This window comes from Pseudomonas sp. MB-090624 (assembly GCF_003205245.1).
Lineage (GTDB): Bacteria > Pseudomonadota > Gammaproteobacteria > Pseudomonadales > Pseudomonadaceae > Aquipseudomonas > Aquipseudomonas juntendi.
The window spans coordinates 32,979-47,571 of record NZ_QJRK01000014.1; the positions used below are offsets into that span (position 1 = coordinate 32,979).

The 14,593-nt window shown below is 63.0% G+C and carries 12 protein-coding genes; 10 read left to right on the top strand and 2 right to left on the bottom strand.

Going from position 1 to position 14,593, the window contains the following annotated elements; all coding sequences use genetic code 11:
* Nucleotides 1–116 precede the first annotated feature (116 nt).
* The 4 genes from xdhA (at nt 117) to guaD (ending at nt 6,286) form a co-directional block, all read left to right on the top strand.
* Nucleotides 117–1,571 carry a xanthine dehydrogenase small subunit gene (gene xdhA / locus DMX12_RS10050; RefSeq protein WP_110677346.1) on the top strand — a complete coding sequence of 485 codons (1,455 nt, stop codon included), beginning with the start codon at nt 117–119 and terminating at the stop codon, nt 1,569–1,571.
* Complete coding sequence (gene xdhB, locus DMX12_RS10055) at nt 1,564–3,963, top strand: xanthine dehydrogenase molybdopterin binding subunit (protein ID WP_110677348.1); 2,400 nt, start codon at nt 1,564–1,566, stop codon at nt 3,961–3,963. Before xdhA ends, xdhB begins: the two co-directional genes overlap by 8 nt.
* Nucleotides 3,964–4,125: 162 nt before the next feature.
* Entirely contained in the window at nt 4,126–4,971 is an 846-nt protein-coding gene (xdhC, locus tag DMX12_RS10060) for a xanthine dehydrogenase accessory protein XdhC (protein WP_054881413.1), read from the top strand.
* Nucleotides 4,972–4,981: 10 nt separating this feature from the next.
* Nucleotides 4,982–6,286: a guanine deaminase gene (gene guaD / locus DMX12_RS10065; RefSeq protein ID WP_110677350.1), complete on the top strand. Its 1,305-nt coding sequence runs from the start codon at nt 4,982–4,984 to the stop codon at nt 6,284–6,286.
* A 102-nt stretch (nt 6,287–6,388) separates the two neighbouring features.
* On the opposite strand, the gene DMX12_RS10070 is transcribed toward guaD, so the two are convergent.
* The gene (locus DMX12_RS10070; protein ID WP_054890194.1) at nt 6,389–7,144 is read right to left on the bottom strand and encodes a GntR family transcriptional regulator; all 756 of its coding nucleotides are present in this window, start codon (nt 7,142–7,144) and stop codon (nt 6,389–6,391) included.
* A 283-nt stretch (nt 7,145–7,427) separates the two neighbouring features.
* On the opposite strand from DMX12_RS10070, the gene DMX12_RS10075 reads away from it, so the two are divergent.
* Nucleotides 7,428–8,777 carry an NCS2 family permease gene (locus DMX12_RS10075; RefSeq protein WP_009683929.1) on the top strand — a complete coding sequence of 450 codons (1,350 nt, stop codon included), beginning with the start codon at nt 7,428–7,430 and terminating at the stop codon, nt 8,775–8,777.
* A 172-nt stretch (nt 8,778–8,949) separates the two neighbouring features.
* Here the strand turns inward: DMX12_RS10075 and uraH are convergent, their stop codons facing one another.
* Nucleotides 8,950–9,303 (bottom strand): hydroxyisourate hydrolase, encoded by a 354-nt coding sequence (gene uraH, locus DMX12_RS10080; RefSeq protein ID WP_003259496.1) that lies wholly within the window; start codon nt 9,301–9,303, stop codon nt 8,950–8,952.
* Nucleotides 9,304–9,703: 400 nt separating this feature from the next.
* Between uraH and puuE the strand changes: the two genes are divergently transcribed.
* The 5 genes from puuE to DMX12_RS10105 all read left to right on the top strand — a co-directional run bounded on the left by puuE (nt 9,704) and on the right by DMX12_RS10105 (nt 14,578).
* Entirely contained in the window at nt 9,704–10,630 is a 927-nt protein-coding gene (gene puuE, locus DMX12_RS10085) for an allantoinase PuuE (protein ID WP_110677352.1), read from the top strand.
* Complete coding sequence (uraD, locus tag DMX12_RS10090) at nt 10,630–11,145, top strand: 2-oxo-4-hydroxy-4-carboxy-5-ureidoimidazoline decarboxylase (RefSeq protein WP_054911344.1); 516 nt, start codon at nt 10,630–10,632, stop codon at nt 11,143–11,145. The genes puuE and uraD overlap by 1 nt, the downstream gene beginning before the upstream one ends.
* A 49-nt stretch (nt 11,146–11,194) precedes the next feature.
* On the top strand, nt 11,195–11,698 hold the full coding sequence (locus DMX12_RS10095) for an ureidoglycolate lyase (protein WP_009683933.1): 504 nt from the start codon (nt 11,195–11,197) through the stop codon (nt 11,696–11,698).
* 45 nt (nt 11,699–11,743) lie between these two features.
* Nucleotides 11,744–13,063, top strand: a complete 1,320-nt coding sequence (locus DMX12_RS10100; protein ID WP_029885695.1) for a urate hydroxylase PuuD — start codon at nt 11,744–11,746, stop codon at nt 13,061–13,063.
* Nucleotides 13,064–13,222: 159 nt separating this feature from the next.
* Nucleotides 13,223–14,578, top strand: a complete 1,356-nt coding sequence (locus DMX12_RS10105; RefSeq protein WP_009683936.1) for a nucleobase:cation symporter-2 family protein — start codon at nt 13,223–13,225, stop codon at nt 14,576–14,578.
* Nucleotides 14,579–14,593: the final 15 nt, after the last annotated feature.

The following is a 14,593-nucleotide window of genomic DNA, read 5'->3' on the forward strand; positions in this document are numbered from 1 at the left end:
GTTGGGCGAGACCATGCGCAATTTCTTGACCCTTGGGTCAGAAAAATATTGACCTACTGGACAGGTGTTGCTTAGAGTCCGCCCAACAACAATAAAACCATTGCGAGGCCATCCCCGTGATCCAGTTTCTCGTCAATCAGGAGCTGCGTAGTGAGCACGCCCTGGACCCTAACATGACGGTGCTGCAGTACCTGCGCGAGCACCTGGGCAAACCCGGCACCAAGGAAGGCTGCGCCAGCGGTGACTGCGGCGCCTGCACCGTGGTGGTCGGTGAACTGACCCAGGACGCACAGGGCAACGACAGCCTGCGCTACCGCAGCCTCAATTCGTGCCTGACCTTCGTCTCGTCGCTGCATGGCAAGCAACTGATCAGCGTCGAGGGCCTCAAGCACCAGGGCCAGCTGCACAGCGTGCAGCAAGCCATGGCCGACTGCCATGGGTCGCAATGCGGGTTCTGCACACCCGGCTTCGTGATGTCGCTGTTTGCCCTGCAAAAGAACAGCGACGGCGCCGACCTGCACCAGGCCCAGGAGGCCCTGGCCGGCAACCTGTGCCGCTGCACCGGCTACCGGCCGATCCTCGACGCCGCCGAGCAGAGCTGCCGCCAGCCTTGCCGCGACCAGTTCGATGCCCAGCAGGCGCATACCATCAGCCGCCTGAAGGCCATTGCCCCCACCCAGACCGGTGAACTGAACAGCGGCGACAAGCGCTGCCTGGTGCCACTGACCGTGGCGGATCTTGCCGAATTGTACAGCTCGCACCCAGAGGCGCGGCTGCTGGCCGGCGGTACCGACCTGGCCCTGGAAGTCACCCAGTTCCACAAGACCCTGCCGGTGATGATCTACGTGGGCCACGTCGCCGAACTCAAACGCATCGAGAAAACCGCCAGCCACCTGGAAATCGGCGCTGCAACGCCGCTCACCGACTGCTACGGCGCCCTGAACGACGAGTACCCCGACTTCGGCGCCCTGCTGCACCGCTTCGCCTCACTGCAGATCCGCAACCAGGGCACCCTCGGTGGCAACATTGGCAATGCCTCACCGATTGGCGACTCGCCACCCCTGCTGATCGCCCTGGATGCGCAGGTGGTGCTGCGCCAGGGTGAACGTCAACGGATGATGCCGCTGGAGGACTACTTCATCGACTACCGCATCACTGCCCGCCAGGACAGCGAGTTCATCGAGAAGATCATCGTGCCACGCGCCAGCCGCGACTGGGCGTTCCGTGCCTACAAGGTATCCAAGCGCCTGGACGACGACATCTCCGCCGTGTGCGGCGCTTTCAACCTGAGCATCGAGGACGGGGTGGTCAGTGGTGTGCGCATCGCCTTCGGCGGCATGGCAGCGATACCCAAGCGCGCGCGCGCCTGCGAAGCCGCGCTGCGCGGCAAACCCTGGAACGCGGCGGCCATCGAGCGTGCCTGCCAGGCCTTGGCCGAAGACTTCACCCCGCTCAGCGACTTCCGCGCCAGCAAGGAATACCGCCTGCTGACTGCGCAGAACCTGCTGCGCAAGTACTTCATCGAACAGCAATCGCCGCACATCGAAACCCGGGTGACCGCTTATGTCTAACCACCATGTAGCCAAGAGCCAGGCCGAGATGGCCGAACTGTTCAGCCAGCACCTGACCACCGGGGTTGGCCGCAGCGTCAAGCACGACAGCGCCGACAAACATGTTTCCGGCGAGGCGCTGTACATCGACGACCGTCTGGAATTCCCCAACCAGCTGCACGTCTATGCCCGCACCGCCGACCGTGCCCATGCGCGCATCCTGCGCATCGACACCGCGCCGTGCTATGCCTTCGAGGGCGTGCGCATCGCCATCACTCACGAAGACATCCCTGGCCTGAAGGACATTGGCCCGGTGGTGGCGGGTGACCCGCTGCTGGCTATCGACAAGGTCGAGTTCTTCGGCCAGCCGGTGCTGGCCGTGGCTGCACGCGACCTGGACACCGCACGCAAGGCGGCCATGGCCGCAATCGTCGAGTACGAGGACCTGGAACCGGTGCTGGACGTGGTCGACGCGCTGCGCAAGCGGCACTTCGTGCTCGACAGCCACACCCACCAGCGCGGCGATTCCGCCAGCGCCCTGGCCAGCGCCCCGCACCGCCTCCAGGGCACCCTGCACATCGGTGGCCAGGAGCACTTCTACCTGGAAACGCAGATTTCCTCGGTGATGCCTACCGAAGATGGCGGCATGATCGTCTACTGCTCCACGCAGAACCCCACCGAAGTGCAGAAGCTGGTCGCCGAAGTACTCGACGTGCCGATGAACAAGGTGGTGCTGGACATGCGTCGCATGGGCGGCGGCTTTGGCGGCAAGGAAACCCAGGCCGCCAGCCCGGCCTGCCTGTGCGCGGTGGTGGCGCGCCTGACCGGCCAGCCGACCAAGATGCGCCTGCCGCGGGTCGAAGACATGACCATGACCGGCAAGCGCCACCCGTTCTACGTCGAGTACGACGTGGGCTTCGATGAGAATGGGCGCCTGCATGGCATCAATCTGGAACTGGCCGGCAACTGTGGCTATTCGCCCGACCTGTCTGGCTCGATCGTCGACCGCGCCATGTTCCACTCCGACAATGCCTACTACCTGGGCGATGCCACCGTGCATGGTCACCGCTGCAAGACCAACACCGCCTCCAACACGGCGTACCGCGGCTTTGGCGGCCCGCAGGGCATGGTTGCCATCGAACAGGTGATGGACCATATCGCCCGCCACCTGGGCCGTGACCCCCTGGCGGTGCGTAAGGCCAACTACTACGGCAAGACCGAACGCAACGTCACCCATTACTACCAGACCGTCGAGCACAACATGCTCGAAGAGATGACCGCCGAGCTGGAGGCCAGCAGCGACTACGCCGAGCGCCGCGAGTCGATCCGCCGCTTCAACGCCAACAGCCCGGTGCTGAAGAAAGGCCTGGCCCTGACCCCGGTCAAATTCGGCATTTCGTTCACCGCCACCTTCCTCAACCAGGCCGGTGCGCTGATCCACATCTACACCGATGGCAGCATCCACCTGAACCATGGCGGCACCGAAATGGGCCAGGGCCTGAACACCAAGGTGGCGCAGGTGGTGGCACAGATCTTCCAGGTGGATTTCAGCCGTATCCAGATCACCGCCACCAATACCGACAAAGTGCCTAACACCTCGCCCACGGCCGCCTCGAGCGGTGCCGACCTGAACGGCAAGGCGGCGCAGAACGCGGCCGAGATCCTCAAGAAACGCCTGACCGAGTTTGCCGCACGGCACTACCAGGTGACCGAGGAAGACGTCGAGTTCCGCAACGGCCATGTGCGGGTGCGCGATCAGATCGTCAGTTTCGAGCAGCTGGTGCAGCAGGCCTACTTTGCCCAGGTGTCGCTGTCCAGCACAGGCTTCTATCGCACGCCGAAGATCTACTACGACCGCAGCCAGGCCCGTGGCCGGCCGTTCTACTACTTCGCCTTCGGCGCTGCCTGTGTGGAGGTGATCGTCGACACCCTGACGGGTGAATACAAGATGTTGCGCGCCGATATCCTGCACGATGTCGGTGACTCGCTAAACCCGGCCATCGACATTGGCCAGGTAGAGGGCGGTTTCATCCAGGGCATGGGCTGGCTGACCACCGAGGAACTGGTGTGGAACGCCAAGGGCAAGCTGATGACCAACGGCCCGGCCAGCTACAAGATTCCGGCAGTGGCCGACATGCCACTGGACCTGCGCGTGAAGCTGGTGGAAAACCGCAAGAACCCGGAAGACACCGTGTTCCACTCCAAGGCCGTGGGCGAGCCGCCGTTCATGCTCGGCATTTCCGCCTGGTGCGCGATCAAGGATGCCGTGGCGAGCCTTGCCGACTACCGCGTGCAGCCGAACATCGACGCGCCGGCAACGCCGGAGCGGGTGTTGTGGGGGTGTGAGCAGATGCGAAAGGCGGTGGCCCAGCAGCAACCGTCTGAACAGGAATTGGAAACCGTCACCCACTGACAACGCAAGGCCCTGTAGGAGCGGCCTTGTGTCGCGAAAGGGTCGCGAAGCGGCCCCAAGATCTTGGCTACTGCATAGATTGTCGGGGCTGCGGTGCAGCCCATTCGCGACACGAGGCCGCTCCTACAAGGGGGCCGTGTCGATCTTTAGAGAGGTCGCATCATGCACCAATGGATCAACGCCCTCGCCGACCACCAGGCCCGTGGCGAAGCCTGCGTACTGGTGACCATCATCGAGGAACGCGGCTCGACCCCGCGCAATGCCGGCTCGAAGATGGTGGTCAGCGCCAGCGGCCTGTTCGACACCATCGGCGGTGGCCACCTGGAATACAAGGCCCTGCATATCGCCCGGCAAATGCTTGAAGCACAACGCACCACGCCGCACCTGGAACGCTTCAGCCTCGGCGCCAGCCTGGGCCAGTGCTGCGGCGGCGTCACCGTGCTGCTGTTCGAACCCATGGCTGCCGTGCAGGCGCACATCGCCGTGTTCGGCGCGGGCCATGTCGGCCGCGCTCTGGTACCCTTGCTCGCCGCCCTGCCCTGCCGGGTGCGCTGGGTCGACTCGCGTGAACAGGAATTCCCCGAATTCATCCCCAACGGGGTGACCAAGGTGGTCAGTGAAGAGCCGGTCGACGAAGTGGCACAGCTGCCACCAGGTTGCTACTGCATCGTCATGACCCACAACCATCAGCTCGACCTGGAACTGACCGCCGCCATTCTCAAGCGCAACGACTTCACCTGGTTCGGCCTGATTGGCTCGAAGACCAAACGGGTCAAGTTCGAGCACCGCCTGCGCGAGCGGGGCTACGACGACGCGCTGCTGGCGCGCATGCGCTGCCCGATGGGCCTGGCCGAGGTCAAGGGCAAGCTGCCCATCGAGATCGCGGTGTCCATCGCCGGTGAAATCATCGCCACCTACAACGCCTGCTTTGGCCAGCACGACGCTGCCGCCAATGCCGGCCCCATTGCCCAGTTGCTGCCGCCCTCCCGGCGCAGCCAAGCCCTTTGACGAGTGAGTTATGACCGTTACCCGCAAAGCCTACCGTGCCGCCATCCTGCACAGCATCGCTGACCCTGCCGAGGTGGGCCTGGAGGCATCCCATGAATACTACGAAGACGGCCTGCTGGTCGTCGACGATGGCCGCATCAGCGCCGTTGGCCACGCCAGCGAGCTGCTGCCGACCCTGGCCGCCGACTTTCCGGTCGAGCACTACCAGGACGCACTGATCACCCCGGGTTTCATCGATACCCACATCCACTTCCCGCAAACCGGCATGATCGGCTCCTACGGCGAGCAGTTGCTGGACTGGCTGAACACCTACACCTTCCCGTGCGAAAAGCAGTTTGCCGACAAGGCCCACGCCGACCAGGTGGCGAAGATCTTCCTCAAGGAACTGCTGCGCAACGGCACCACCACCGCATTGGTATTCGGCAGCGTGCACCCGGAATCGGTGAATGCCCTGTTCGAAGAGGCCGAGCGCCTGGACCTGCGGCTGATCGCCGGCAAGGTGATGATGGACCGCAACGCCCCGGACTACCTGACCGACACTGCCGAGTCCGGCTATGCCGAAAGCAAGGCGCTGATCGAACGCTGGCACGGCAAGGGCCGCCTGCACTACGCCGTTACCCCGCGGTTCGCCCCGACCAGTACGCCTGAACAGTTGACCCTGGCCGGCCAGTTGCTCAAGGAGCACCCGGGCGTGTACATGCACACGCACCTGTCGGAAAACCTCAAGGAAATCGACTGGGTCAAGTCGCTGTTCCCTGAGCAGAAGGGTTACCTGGACGTCTATGACCACTTCGAGCTGCTGGGCGAGCGCTCGGTATTCGCCCACGGCGTGCACCTGTGCGACGGCGAGTGCCAGCGCTTGGCCGAAACTGGCTCGGCCGTGGCCTTCTGCCCCACCTCCAACCTGTTCCTCGGCAGCGGCCTGTTCAACCTGCCGCAGGCCGAGCGCTTCAAGGTCAATGTGGGCCTGGGCACCGACGTCGGCGCCGGGACCAGCTTCTCGCTGCTCAACACCCTGAACGAGGCGTACAAGGTGATGCAACTGCAAGGCGCGCGCCTGCACCCGTTCAAGTCACTGTACCTGGCCACCCTCGGCGGCGCCCGTGCGCTGCGCCTGGACGACCGCATCGGCAGCCTGCGCCCCGGCAACGATGCCGACTTCGTGGTGCTGGACTACAAGGCCACGCCGCTGCTGGACTACCGCATTCAGCAGTCCAACAGCATTGAAGAGACCCTGTTCGTGCTGACCACCCTGGGTGACGACCGCACCGTGCGTGAAACCTACGCTGCCGGGCGTTGCGTGCACCAGCGCTAGCCGCCACAGCCCTGGTAGGAGCGGCCTTGTGTCGCGATGGGCTGCAGAGCAGCCCCAGGGCTGAGCACACATGCACACCCCTGGGGCTAACCAGGCAAACGATCAGCCCTTGACGGAAACCTTGGGCTTTTTCAGCAAATGCGAGAACACCGCATGCAGGTCGTCCGAGGCGCTTTCCTCGTCCAGGTTCAGCTTGCTGTCGATGTGGTCCATGTGGTGCATCATCAGGCTCACCGCCTGCTGGGCATCGCGCGCCTCGATGGCGTCGATCAGCTGCATGTGTTCGTCATACGAGCAGTGCGAACGCGTGCCGCTTTCGTACTGGGCAATGATCAGCGAGGTCTGCGACACCAGGCTGCGCTGGAAGCTGACCAGCGGCGCATTGCCCGCTGCCTCGGCCAACTTGAGGTGGAACTCGCCGGACAGGCGGATACCGGCACCACGGTCGCCGCGCGAGAAGCTGTCACGCTCTTCACGCACCATTTGCCGCAGCTCGTTCAGTTGCTCGGCGGTGGCATGCTGCACGGCCAGTTCGGTAATGGCCCGTTCTACCATGCGCCGCGAGAAGAACACCTGGCGCGCCTCTTCAACGGTCGGGCTGGCCACCACGGCGCCGCGGTTGGGCCGCAGCAAGACCACGCTCTCGTGAGCCAGCCGCGACAGGGCGCGGCGGATGATGGTGCGGCTGACGCCGAAGATTTCGCCCAGCGCTTCCTCGCTCAACTTGGTGCCCGGGGCCAGCCGCTGTTCAAGAATCGCCTCGAAAATGTGCGCGTAGACGATGTCGTCCTGGGTACCGCTGCGGCCGGCCTTGCCGACCCGTGCAGGTTTCTTCAGAGGTTGCAGCTGTTCGTTCATGGGCTCTCGAGGCACGAAGAGAAAGTATGGCGCCATTGTACACAGGCTGAGGCGATTCCGCAGGGGGCGTTTTCGCTATATAGCCGTTGTACGACGCATTGCGCGCACAAAACATAAAACATTATTTGCATTCTTTGTACACAAAAGCATAATCCATCGAGCAACTTCTTGACCCATAAGTCAACAAAACGGTCGGACGTCTGCCTCACCTCGCGGGGCCACCAAGTGCATGGCGCAGGAACTGGCCCCCACAACAACAAGAAAGACTTGAGGAGTACACGCTGTGGAAAGCCGCAAATCCGAAGCCCCTACGCTGGATCTTGCCCCGCCGCTCGAAACGAGTTGGCTGGAGCGGATTTTCAAACTCAAGCAACACGGCAGCACCGTCAAAACCGAACTGATCGCCGGGGTGACCACCTTCATCACCATGGCCTACATCATCTTCGTCAACCCCAACATCATGGCCGACGCCGGCATCGACCATGGCGCCGCCTTCGTCGCCACCTGCATCGCCGCGGCGCTGGGTTGCCTGCTGATGGGCCTGTACGCCAACTGGCCGGTGGGCCTGGCGCCGGGCATGGGGCTCAACGCCTTCTTCACCTACACCGTGGTCGGCACCATGGGCTACAACTGGGAAACCGCGCTGGGGGCCGTTTTCGTTTCGGGCGTGCTGTTCATGTTCCTGACCTTGTCGAAAGTGCGCGAATGGTTGCTCAACAGCATCCCGGTCAGCCTGCGCCATGCCATGGGGGCCGGCGTCGGATTGTTTCTCGGGCTGATCGGCCTGAAAACCGCCGGCATCATCGTCGACAGCCCCGCCACACTGATCAAGCTGGGCTCGCTGCATGAGCCAGGGCCACTGCTGGCGGCGGTGTGCTTCCTGCTGATCGCCATCCTCAGCTACAAGCGCGTGTTCGGCGCGATCCTGATCAGCATCATCGGCGTGACCCTGGCCGGCTGGGGGCTGGGCCTGGTGAAATTTGGCGGGGTGATGTCGATGCCGCCGAGCCTGGCACCGACCTGGATGGCGATGGACGTGGCGGGCGTGTTCAACGTCAGCATGATCAGCGTGGTGCTGGCGTTCCTGTTCGTGCACATGTTCGATACGGCCGGCACGCTGATGGGTGTGGCCCAGCGGGCGAATCTGGTAGCACCGGACGGCCGTATCGAGAACCTGTCGCGGGCGTTGAAGGCCGACAGTGCATCGAGCGTGTTCGGCGCGGTGGTGGGTGTGCCGCCGGTGACCAGCTATGTGGAAAGTGCTGCCGGGGTTGCGGCAGGTGGCCGCACCGGCCTGACGGCGGTGGTGGTCGGTTTGCTGTTCGTCGCGGCAATGTTCTTCGCCCCGCTGGCCGGGATGATTCCGGCTTACGCAACAGCAGGTGCGCTGATCTACGTGGCCATGCTGATGATGGGCAGCATGGCGCACATCCATTGGGATGAGGCTACCGACAGCATTCCGGCGATCGTCACGGTGATCATGATGCCGTTGACCTTCTCGGTCGCCGATGGCATCGCCCTGGGCTTCATCAGCTATGTGGCATTGAAGGCAGGTACCGGCAAGTACAAGGAAATCTCCGCCAGCCTGTGGGTGCTGTGCGCGATCTTCATTGCCAAGTTCGTGTTCCTCTGAACCTCGCCGTACCCACCAAGGGCGCCTCGGCGCCCTTTCTTCGTTGCTGCAGGCTGTGCCGGCCTTTGCGCCGATAAAGGTCGGCACAGCCAGTACAAAAACACCAGACGAAAAAAAGCCCGCCAGTGTGAGAGCGGGCCAAAGGACCTACGAAGATTCTTCTAGCGACCAACTAGCTTCCACGGTAGGTCGAATAGCTGTACGGCGAGATCAACAGCGGCACGTGGTAGTGCTCCTGCTGCTCGTCGATGCCAAAGCGCAGCACCACAACATCCAGGAACGCCTGGGCCGGCAGTTGCACACCGCGGGCGCGGTAGTAGTCGCCTGCGCTGAACTGCAGCTGGTAGACGCCAGTGCGGTAGTCGTCGCCTTGCAACAGCGGCGCGTCGACGCGGCCATCGCTGTTGGTCAGGGCGGTGTTCACCAGCTCCAGTTGCTGGCCTTCGACACGGTACAGCTCGACCTTGATCGAGCTGCCCGGGCAGCCATGCGCGGCATCCAGTACGTGTGTGGTCAAACGTCCCATTGCGTGTCGCCTCTTGTTCAATCTGTGGGCAAGAAATACTCGCCAGCGCACCCAAACAGGGCCTGCGGCAGGCGCGAATGACGCTATTAAGACATTCCACCGCAAAATTGTACACAATTTTTTAGACCCATCGGTCGCCCCCCCACCGCACCTTGCCCACAAACGACCCAGCAGTCGCGAATACAGGCGGGATAACGACGTCCACTTCATTATCTGACCAATCAGGCAGGTTTCTTGCACTGTATTTCTTGCTGGCAGTGAAGCGACAAAAGGGCAGAAATGCGGAAAAACAGGCTTACAAAAGATTTCATAAGTTGTATACAATCAGCCCATCCGGTGGTGCGACATCCCGACGCGGCCCGCCCACCCCCCGCACCAACGCACAAGAAGGAAGACTGCAGTGAGCGCTGACTATCCTCGCGACCTGATCGGTTACGGCAACAACCCTCCTCACCCGCAATGGCCGGGCAACGCTCGCATCGCGCTGTCTTTCGTGCTCAATTACGAGGAAGGTGGCGAACGCAACGTCCTGCACGGCGACAAGGAGTCCGAAGCGTTCCTCTCCGAAATGGTTGCTGCCCAGCCGCTGCAAGGCCAGCGCAACATGAGCATGGAGTCGCTGTATGAATACGGCAGCCGTGCCGGTGTATGGCGCCTGCTCAAGCTGTTCAAGGACAGCGGCGTCCCGCTCACCATCTTTGCCGTGGCCATGGCCGCCCAGCGCCACCCCGACGTGATCCGCGCCATGGCCGAAGCTGGCCACGAGATCTGCAGCCACGGCTACCGCTGGATCGACTACCAGTACATGGATGAGGCCCAGGAGCGCGAGCACATGCTCGAAGCCATCCGCATCCTCACCGAAATCACCGGTGAACGCCCAGTGGGCTGGTACACCGGCCGCACCGGCCCGAACACCCGCCGCCTGGTGATGGAGGAAGGTGGCTTCCTCTACGACAGCGACACCTACGACGACGACCTGCCCTACTGGGAGCCGAACAACCCGACCGGCAAGCCGCACCTGGTGATCCCCTACACCCTGGACACCAACGACATGCGCTTCACCCAGGTGCAGGGTTTCAACTGTGGCGAGCAGTTCTTCCAGTACCTGAAAGACGCGTTCGACGTGCTTTATGCCGAAGGCGCCGAAGCGCCGAAGATGCTCTCCATCGGCCTGCATTGCCGCCTGGTCGGCCGCCCGGCGCGCCTGGCTGCGCTCAAGCGCTTCATCGACTACGCCAAGAGCCACGAGCAGGTCTGGTTCGCCCGTCGCGTGGACATCGCCCGCCACTGGCACACCACCCACCCGTACAAGAAAGAGAACGCCTGATGACCGCCTTCAAGACCCTCAAGCCCTCCGCCCTGGACCGCGACGCCTTCGTCGAGGTATTCGCCGACATCTACGAGCACTCGCCGTGGGTCGCCGAAAAAGCCTATGACCTGGGCCAACTGGGTGAGCTGGACGAAGTCGAGGCGCTGCACCAGCGCATGAGCGATATCCTGCTCAGCGCCAGTCACACTGACCAGCTGGCACTGATCAATGCTCACCCGGACCTGGCCGGCAAGGCCGCCATTCAGGGCGAGCTCACCGCATCGAGCACCAACGAACAGGCCGGCGCCGGTATCCACCAGTGCACCGCCGAAGAGTTCGCCCGTTTCACCGAGCTGAACGATGCCTACAAGGCCAAGTTCCAGTTCCCGTTCATCATGGCGGTAAAAGGCAGCAACCGGCACCAGATACTCGCCGCGTTCGAAAAGCGCATCCACAACGACAGCGAGGCCGAATTCAAGGAAGCCTTGGCACAGATCAACCTGATCGCCCTGTTCCGCCTGCTGCAGCTGTAAGCGGCAGCCGACCCCCATTCAGTACAACGAACATAAAAGAGAGACCCGCATGCGCACCCTGATGATCGAGCCCCTGACCAAAGAAGCCTTCGCTCCCTTCGGCGACGTGATCGAAACCGACGGCAGCGACCACTTCATGATCAACAACGGCTCGACCATGCGCTTTCACAAGCTCGCCACGGTCGAGACCGCCGAGCCCGAAGACAAGGCGATCATCAGCATCTTCCGCGCCGATGCGCTGGACATGCCGCTGACCGTACGCATGCTGGAACGCCACCCGCTGGGCAGCCAGGCTTTCATCCCGCTGCTCGGCAACCCCTTTCTGATCGTGGTCGCGCCCATTGGCGATGCACCTGTATCAGGCTTGGTCCGTGCCTTCCGCAGTAATGGCAGGCAGGGCGTTAATTACCATCGCGGCGTCTGGCACCACCCGGTGCTGACGATCGAAAAGCGGGATGACTTCCTGGTGGTTGATCGCAGCGGTTCTGGCAACAACTGCGATGAGCATTACTTCACCGAGGAACAGATGCTGATCCTCAATCCCCACCAATAAGAAAAGGTCGGTCATCGTTCTCGGTGATCGGCAGAGGTACATACTGTGGAAGCACACCTTCACGAATGGCTGAACCTGAGCATTCGCTGGGTTCACATGATCACCGGCGTGGCCTGGATCGGTGCATCGTTCTACTTCGTCTGGCTGGAGAACCACCTGAACCGAAGCAACCCGCGCGATGGGTTGTCGGGTGATCTCTGGGCGATTCACGGCGGTGGTATCTACCACCTGGAGAAATACAAGCTCGCCCCCCCGAAAATGCCCGAGAACCTGCACTGGTTCAAATGGGAAGCCTACTTCACCTGGATGTCCGGTATCGCCTTGCTGTGCGTGGTGTTCTACTGGAACCCGACGCTGTACCTGCTGGCCCCTGGCAGTACCCTCAGCGGTGCCGAAGGCGTGGCCATCGGTATCGGCTCGCTGGTCGCCGGCTGGTTCATCTACGACTTCCTGTGCGACTCGCCGCTGGGCAAGAAGCCGGCGTTGCTCGGTGCCGTGCTGTTCGTGCTGATCATCGCCGCCTGCTGGGGCTTCAGCCTGGTGTTCAGCGGCCGCGGTGCCTACCTGCACACCGGCGCGATCATCGGCACCATCATGGTCGGCAACGTGTTCCGCATCATCATGCCGGCCCAGCGCCAGCTGGTGGCCGCGATCGAGAACAACCAGACGCCCGACCCGGTACTGCCGGCCAAAGGCCTGTTGCGCTCGCGTCACAACAACTACTTCACCCTGCCGGTGCTGTTCATCATGATCAGCAACCACTTCCCGAGCACCTACGGTAGCCAGTACAACTGGCTGATCCTGGCCGGTATCGCGGTAGCTGCGGTGCTGATCCGCCACTACTTCAACACCCGCCACGACAGCAACAAGTACGCCTGGACCTTGCCTGTCGGTGCCCTGGCAATGATTTGCCTGGCCTACGTCACCGGCCCCAAACCGATGGCAGTGAGCCCTGAGCAGGCCGCCGCGAAGATCGAGTACCAGCCTCTGCCGGCTACGGCTGTGGGTGGCAAGACCGCCGCCGAGCAACGCGCCGAAGAGGCCGCCAAGGCCGCCGCAGCGCCTGCCGAAGCCCCGGCCCAGGCTACGGCCCAGGCCGGTGCTGGCGACTTCGACAAGATCCACAATGTCATTCAGGAACGCTGCACCGTGTGCCACTCGGCCAAACCGACCAGCCCACTGTTCAGCGCCGCCCCTGCCGGCGTGATGTTCGACACCCCGCAGCAGATCCAGGCCCAGGCCGCGCGCATTCAGGCGCAGGCAGTGGCCAGCCAGATCATGCCGCTGGGCAACATCACCCAGATGACCACCGAGGAGCGCAAGCTGGTCGGTGACTGGATCGCCAAGGGCGCCCAGGTCAACTGATCGAGCCACAAGCGTCAAGCTGCAAGCCTCAAGCTGTACGTAGTAGGAAGCAAGCATCGAGTGCCAGGCTCCAGTGCGGATACCAAGCTTTTTCTTGAAGCTTGCCGCTTGGAGCTTGGCACTTGGATCCGAGAATAAAAACAAAACTCGAGGTGCTGCATGTCCGAGTCCCGCAAGGCGTACATACCCGTTGCGCCACCGCGCGAACCCTTGCCCCTGTTCCAACTGTTCCTGGTTGGCCTGCAACACGTTTTGCTGATGTACGGTGGCGCCATCGCTGTGCCGCTGATCATTGGCCAGGCCGCCGGGCTGTCCCGTGAAGAAGTCGCTTTCCTGATCAACGCCGACCTGCTGGTCGCTGGCGTCGCCACCATCATCCAGTCGTTCGGTATCGGCCCGGTGGGCATCCGCATGCCAGTGATGATGGGTGCCAGTTTCGCAGCCGTGGGCAGCATGGTGGCCATGGCCGGCATGCCCGGTGTAGGCCTGCAGGGGATCTTCGGCGCGACCATCGCCGCCGGCTTCTTCGGCATGCTGATCGCACCGTTCATGTCCAAGGTCGTGCGCTTCTTCCCACCGCTGGTCACCGGAACGGTGATCACCTCGATTGGCCTGTCGCTGTTCCCGGTAGCGGTCAACTGGGCCGGTGGCGGCCAGGATGCCAGTACGTTCGGCTCGCCGATCTACCTGCTGGTGGCCGGCCTGGTGCTGGCCGTGATCCTGCTGATCAACCGCTTCATGCGCGGCTTCTGGGTCAATGTGTCGGTGCTGGTTGGCATGGGCCTGGGCTACGTGCTGGCCGGCACCATCGGCATGGTCGACCTGTCAGGCCTGAGTGAAGCGCCGTGGTTGCAGGTGGTGACGCCCCTGCACTTCGGCATGCCGACCTTCAGCCTGGCACCGATCCTGTCCATGTGCCTGGTGGTGGTGATCATCTTCGTCGAGTCCACGGGCATGTTCCTGGCCCTGGGCAAGGTGACCGACCGCGAAGTCACCCCAGGCATGCTCCGCCGCGGCCTGCTGTGCGATGCCGGGGCCTCGTTCATCGCCGGCTTTTTCAACACCTTCACCCACTCGTCGTTCGCCCAGAACATCGGCCTGGTGCAAATGACCGGGGTCCGCTGCCGCTTTGTCACCATCGTGGCCGGCGCCCTGCTGATTCTGCTCAGCCTGCTGCCCAAGGCAGCGTTCCTGATCGCCTCGATCCCGCCCGCGGTACTGGGTGGGGCGTCGATCGCCATGTTCGGCATGGTGACCGCTACCGGGATCAAGATCCTCCAGGAAGCCGACATCGGCGACCGCCGCAACCAGTTGCTGGTTGCGGTAAGCGTGGGCTTCGGCTTGATCCCCGTGGTGCGCCCGGAGTTCTTCGCGCAGATGCCGCAGTGGATGGAGCCCATCACCCACAGTGGCATCGCCATGGCCACGGTCAGCGCCCTGGTGTTGAACGTGCTGTTCAACATTCTGGGCGGTGCCGACCGCGCGGTGCACAACGACGCCTGTCACCAGCACTGAGGCAAAACCCCTTCG

Bases quoted from the DNA above. Each gene is read 5' to 3' on its own strand.
- xdhB (WP_110677348.1), top strand. From the start codon at position 1,564: ATGTCTAACCACCATGTAGCCAAGAGCCAGGCCGAGATGGCCGAACTG.
- xdhC (WP_054881413.1), top strand. From the start codon at position 4,126: ATGCACCAATGGATCAACGCCCTCGCCGACCACCAGGCCCGTGGCGAA.
- guaD (WP_110677350.1), top strand. From the start codon at position 4,982: ATGACCGTTACCCGCAAAGCCTACCGTGCCGCCATCCTGCACAGCATC.
- DMX12_RS10070 (WP_054890194.1), bottom strand. From the start codon at position 7,144: ATGAACGAACAGCTGCAACCTCTGAAGAAACCTGCACGGGTCGGCAAG.
- uraH (WP_003259496.1), bottom strand. From the start codon at position 9,303: ATGGGACGTTTGACCACACACGTACTGGATGCCGCGCATGGCTGCCCG.
- uraD (WP_054911344.1), top strand. From the start codon at position 10,630: ATGACCGCCTTCAAGACCCTCAAGCCCTCCGCCCTGGACCGCGACGCC.
- DMX12_RS10095 (WP_009683933.1), top strand. From the start codon at position 11,195: ATGCGCACCCTGATGATCGAGCCCCTGACCAAAGAAGCCTTCGCTCCC.
- DMX12_RS10105 (WP_009683936.1), top strand. From the start codon at position 13,223: ATGTCCGAGTCCCGCAAGGCGTACATACCCGTTGCGCCACCGCGCGAA.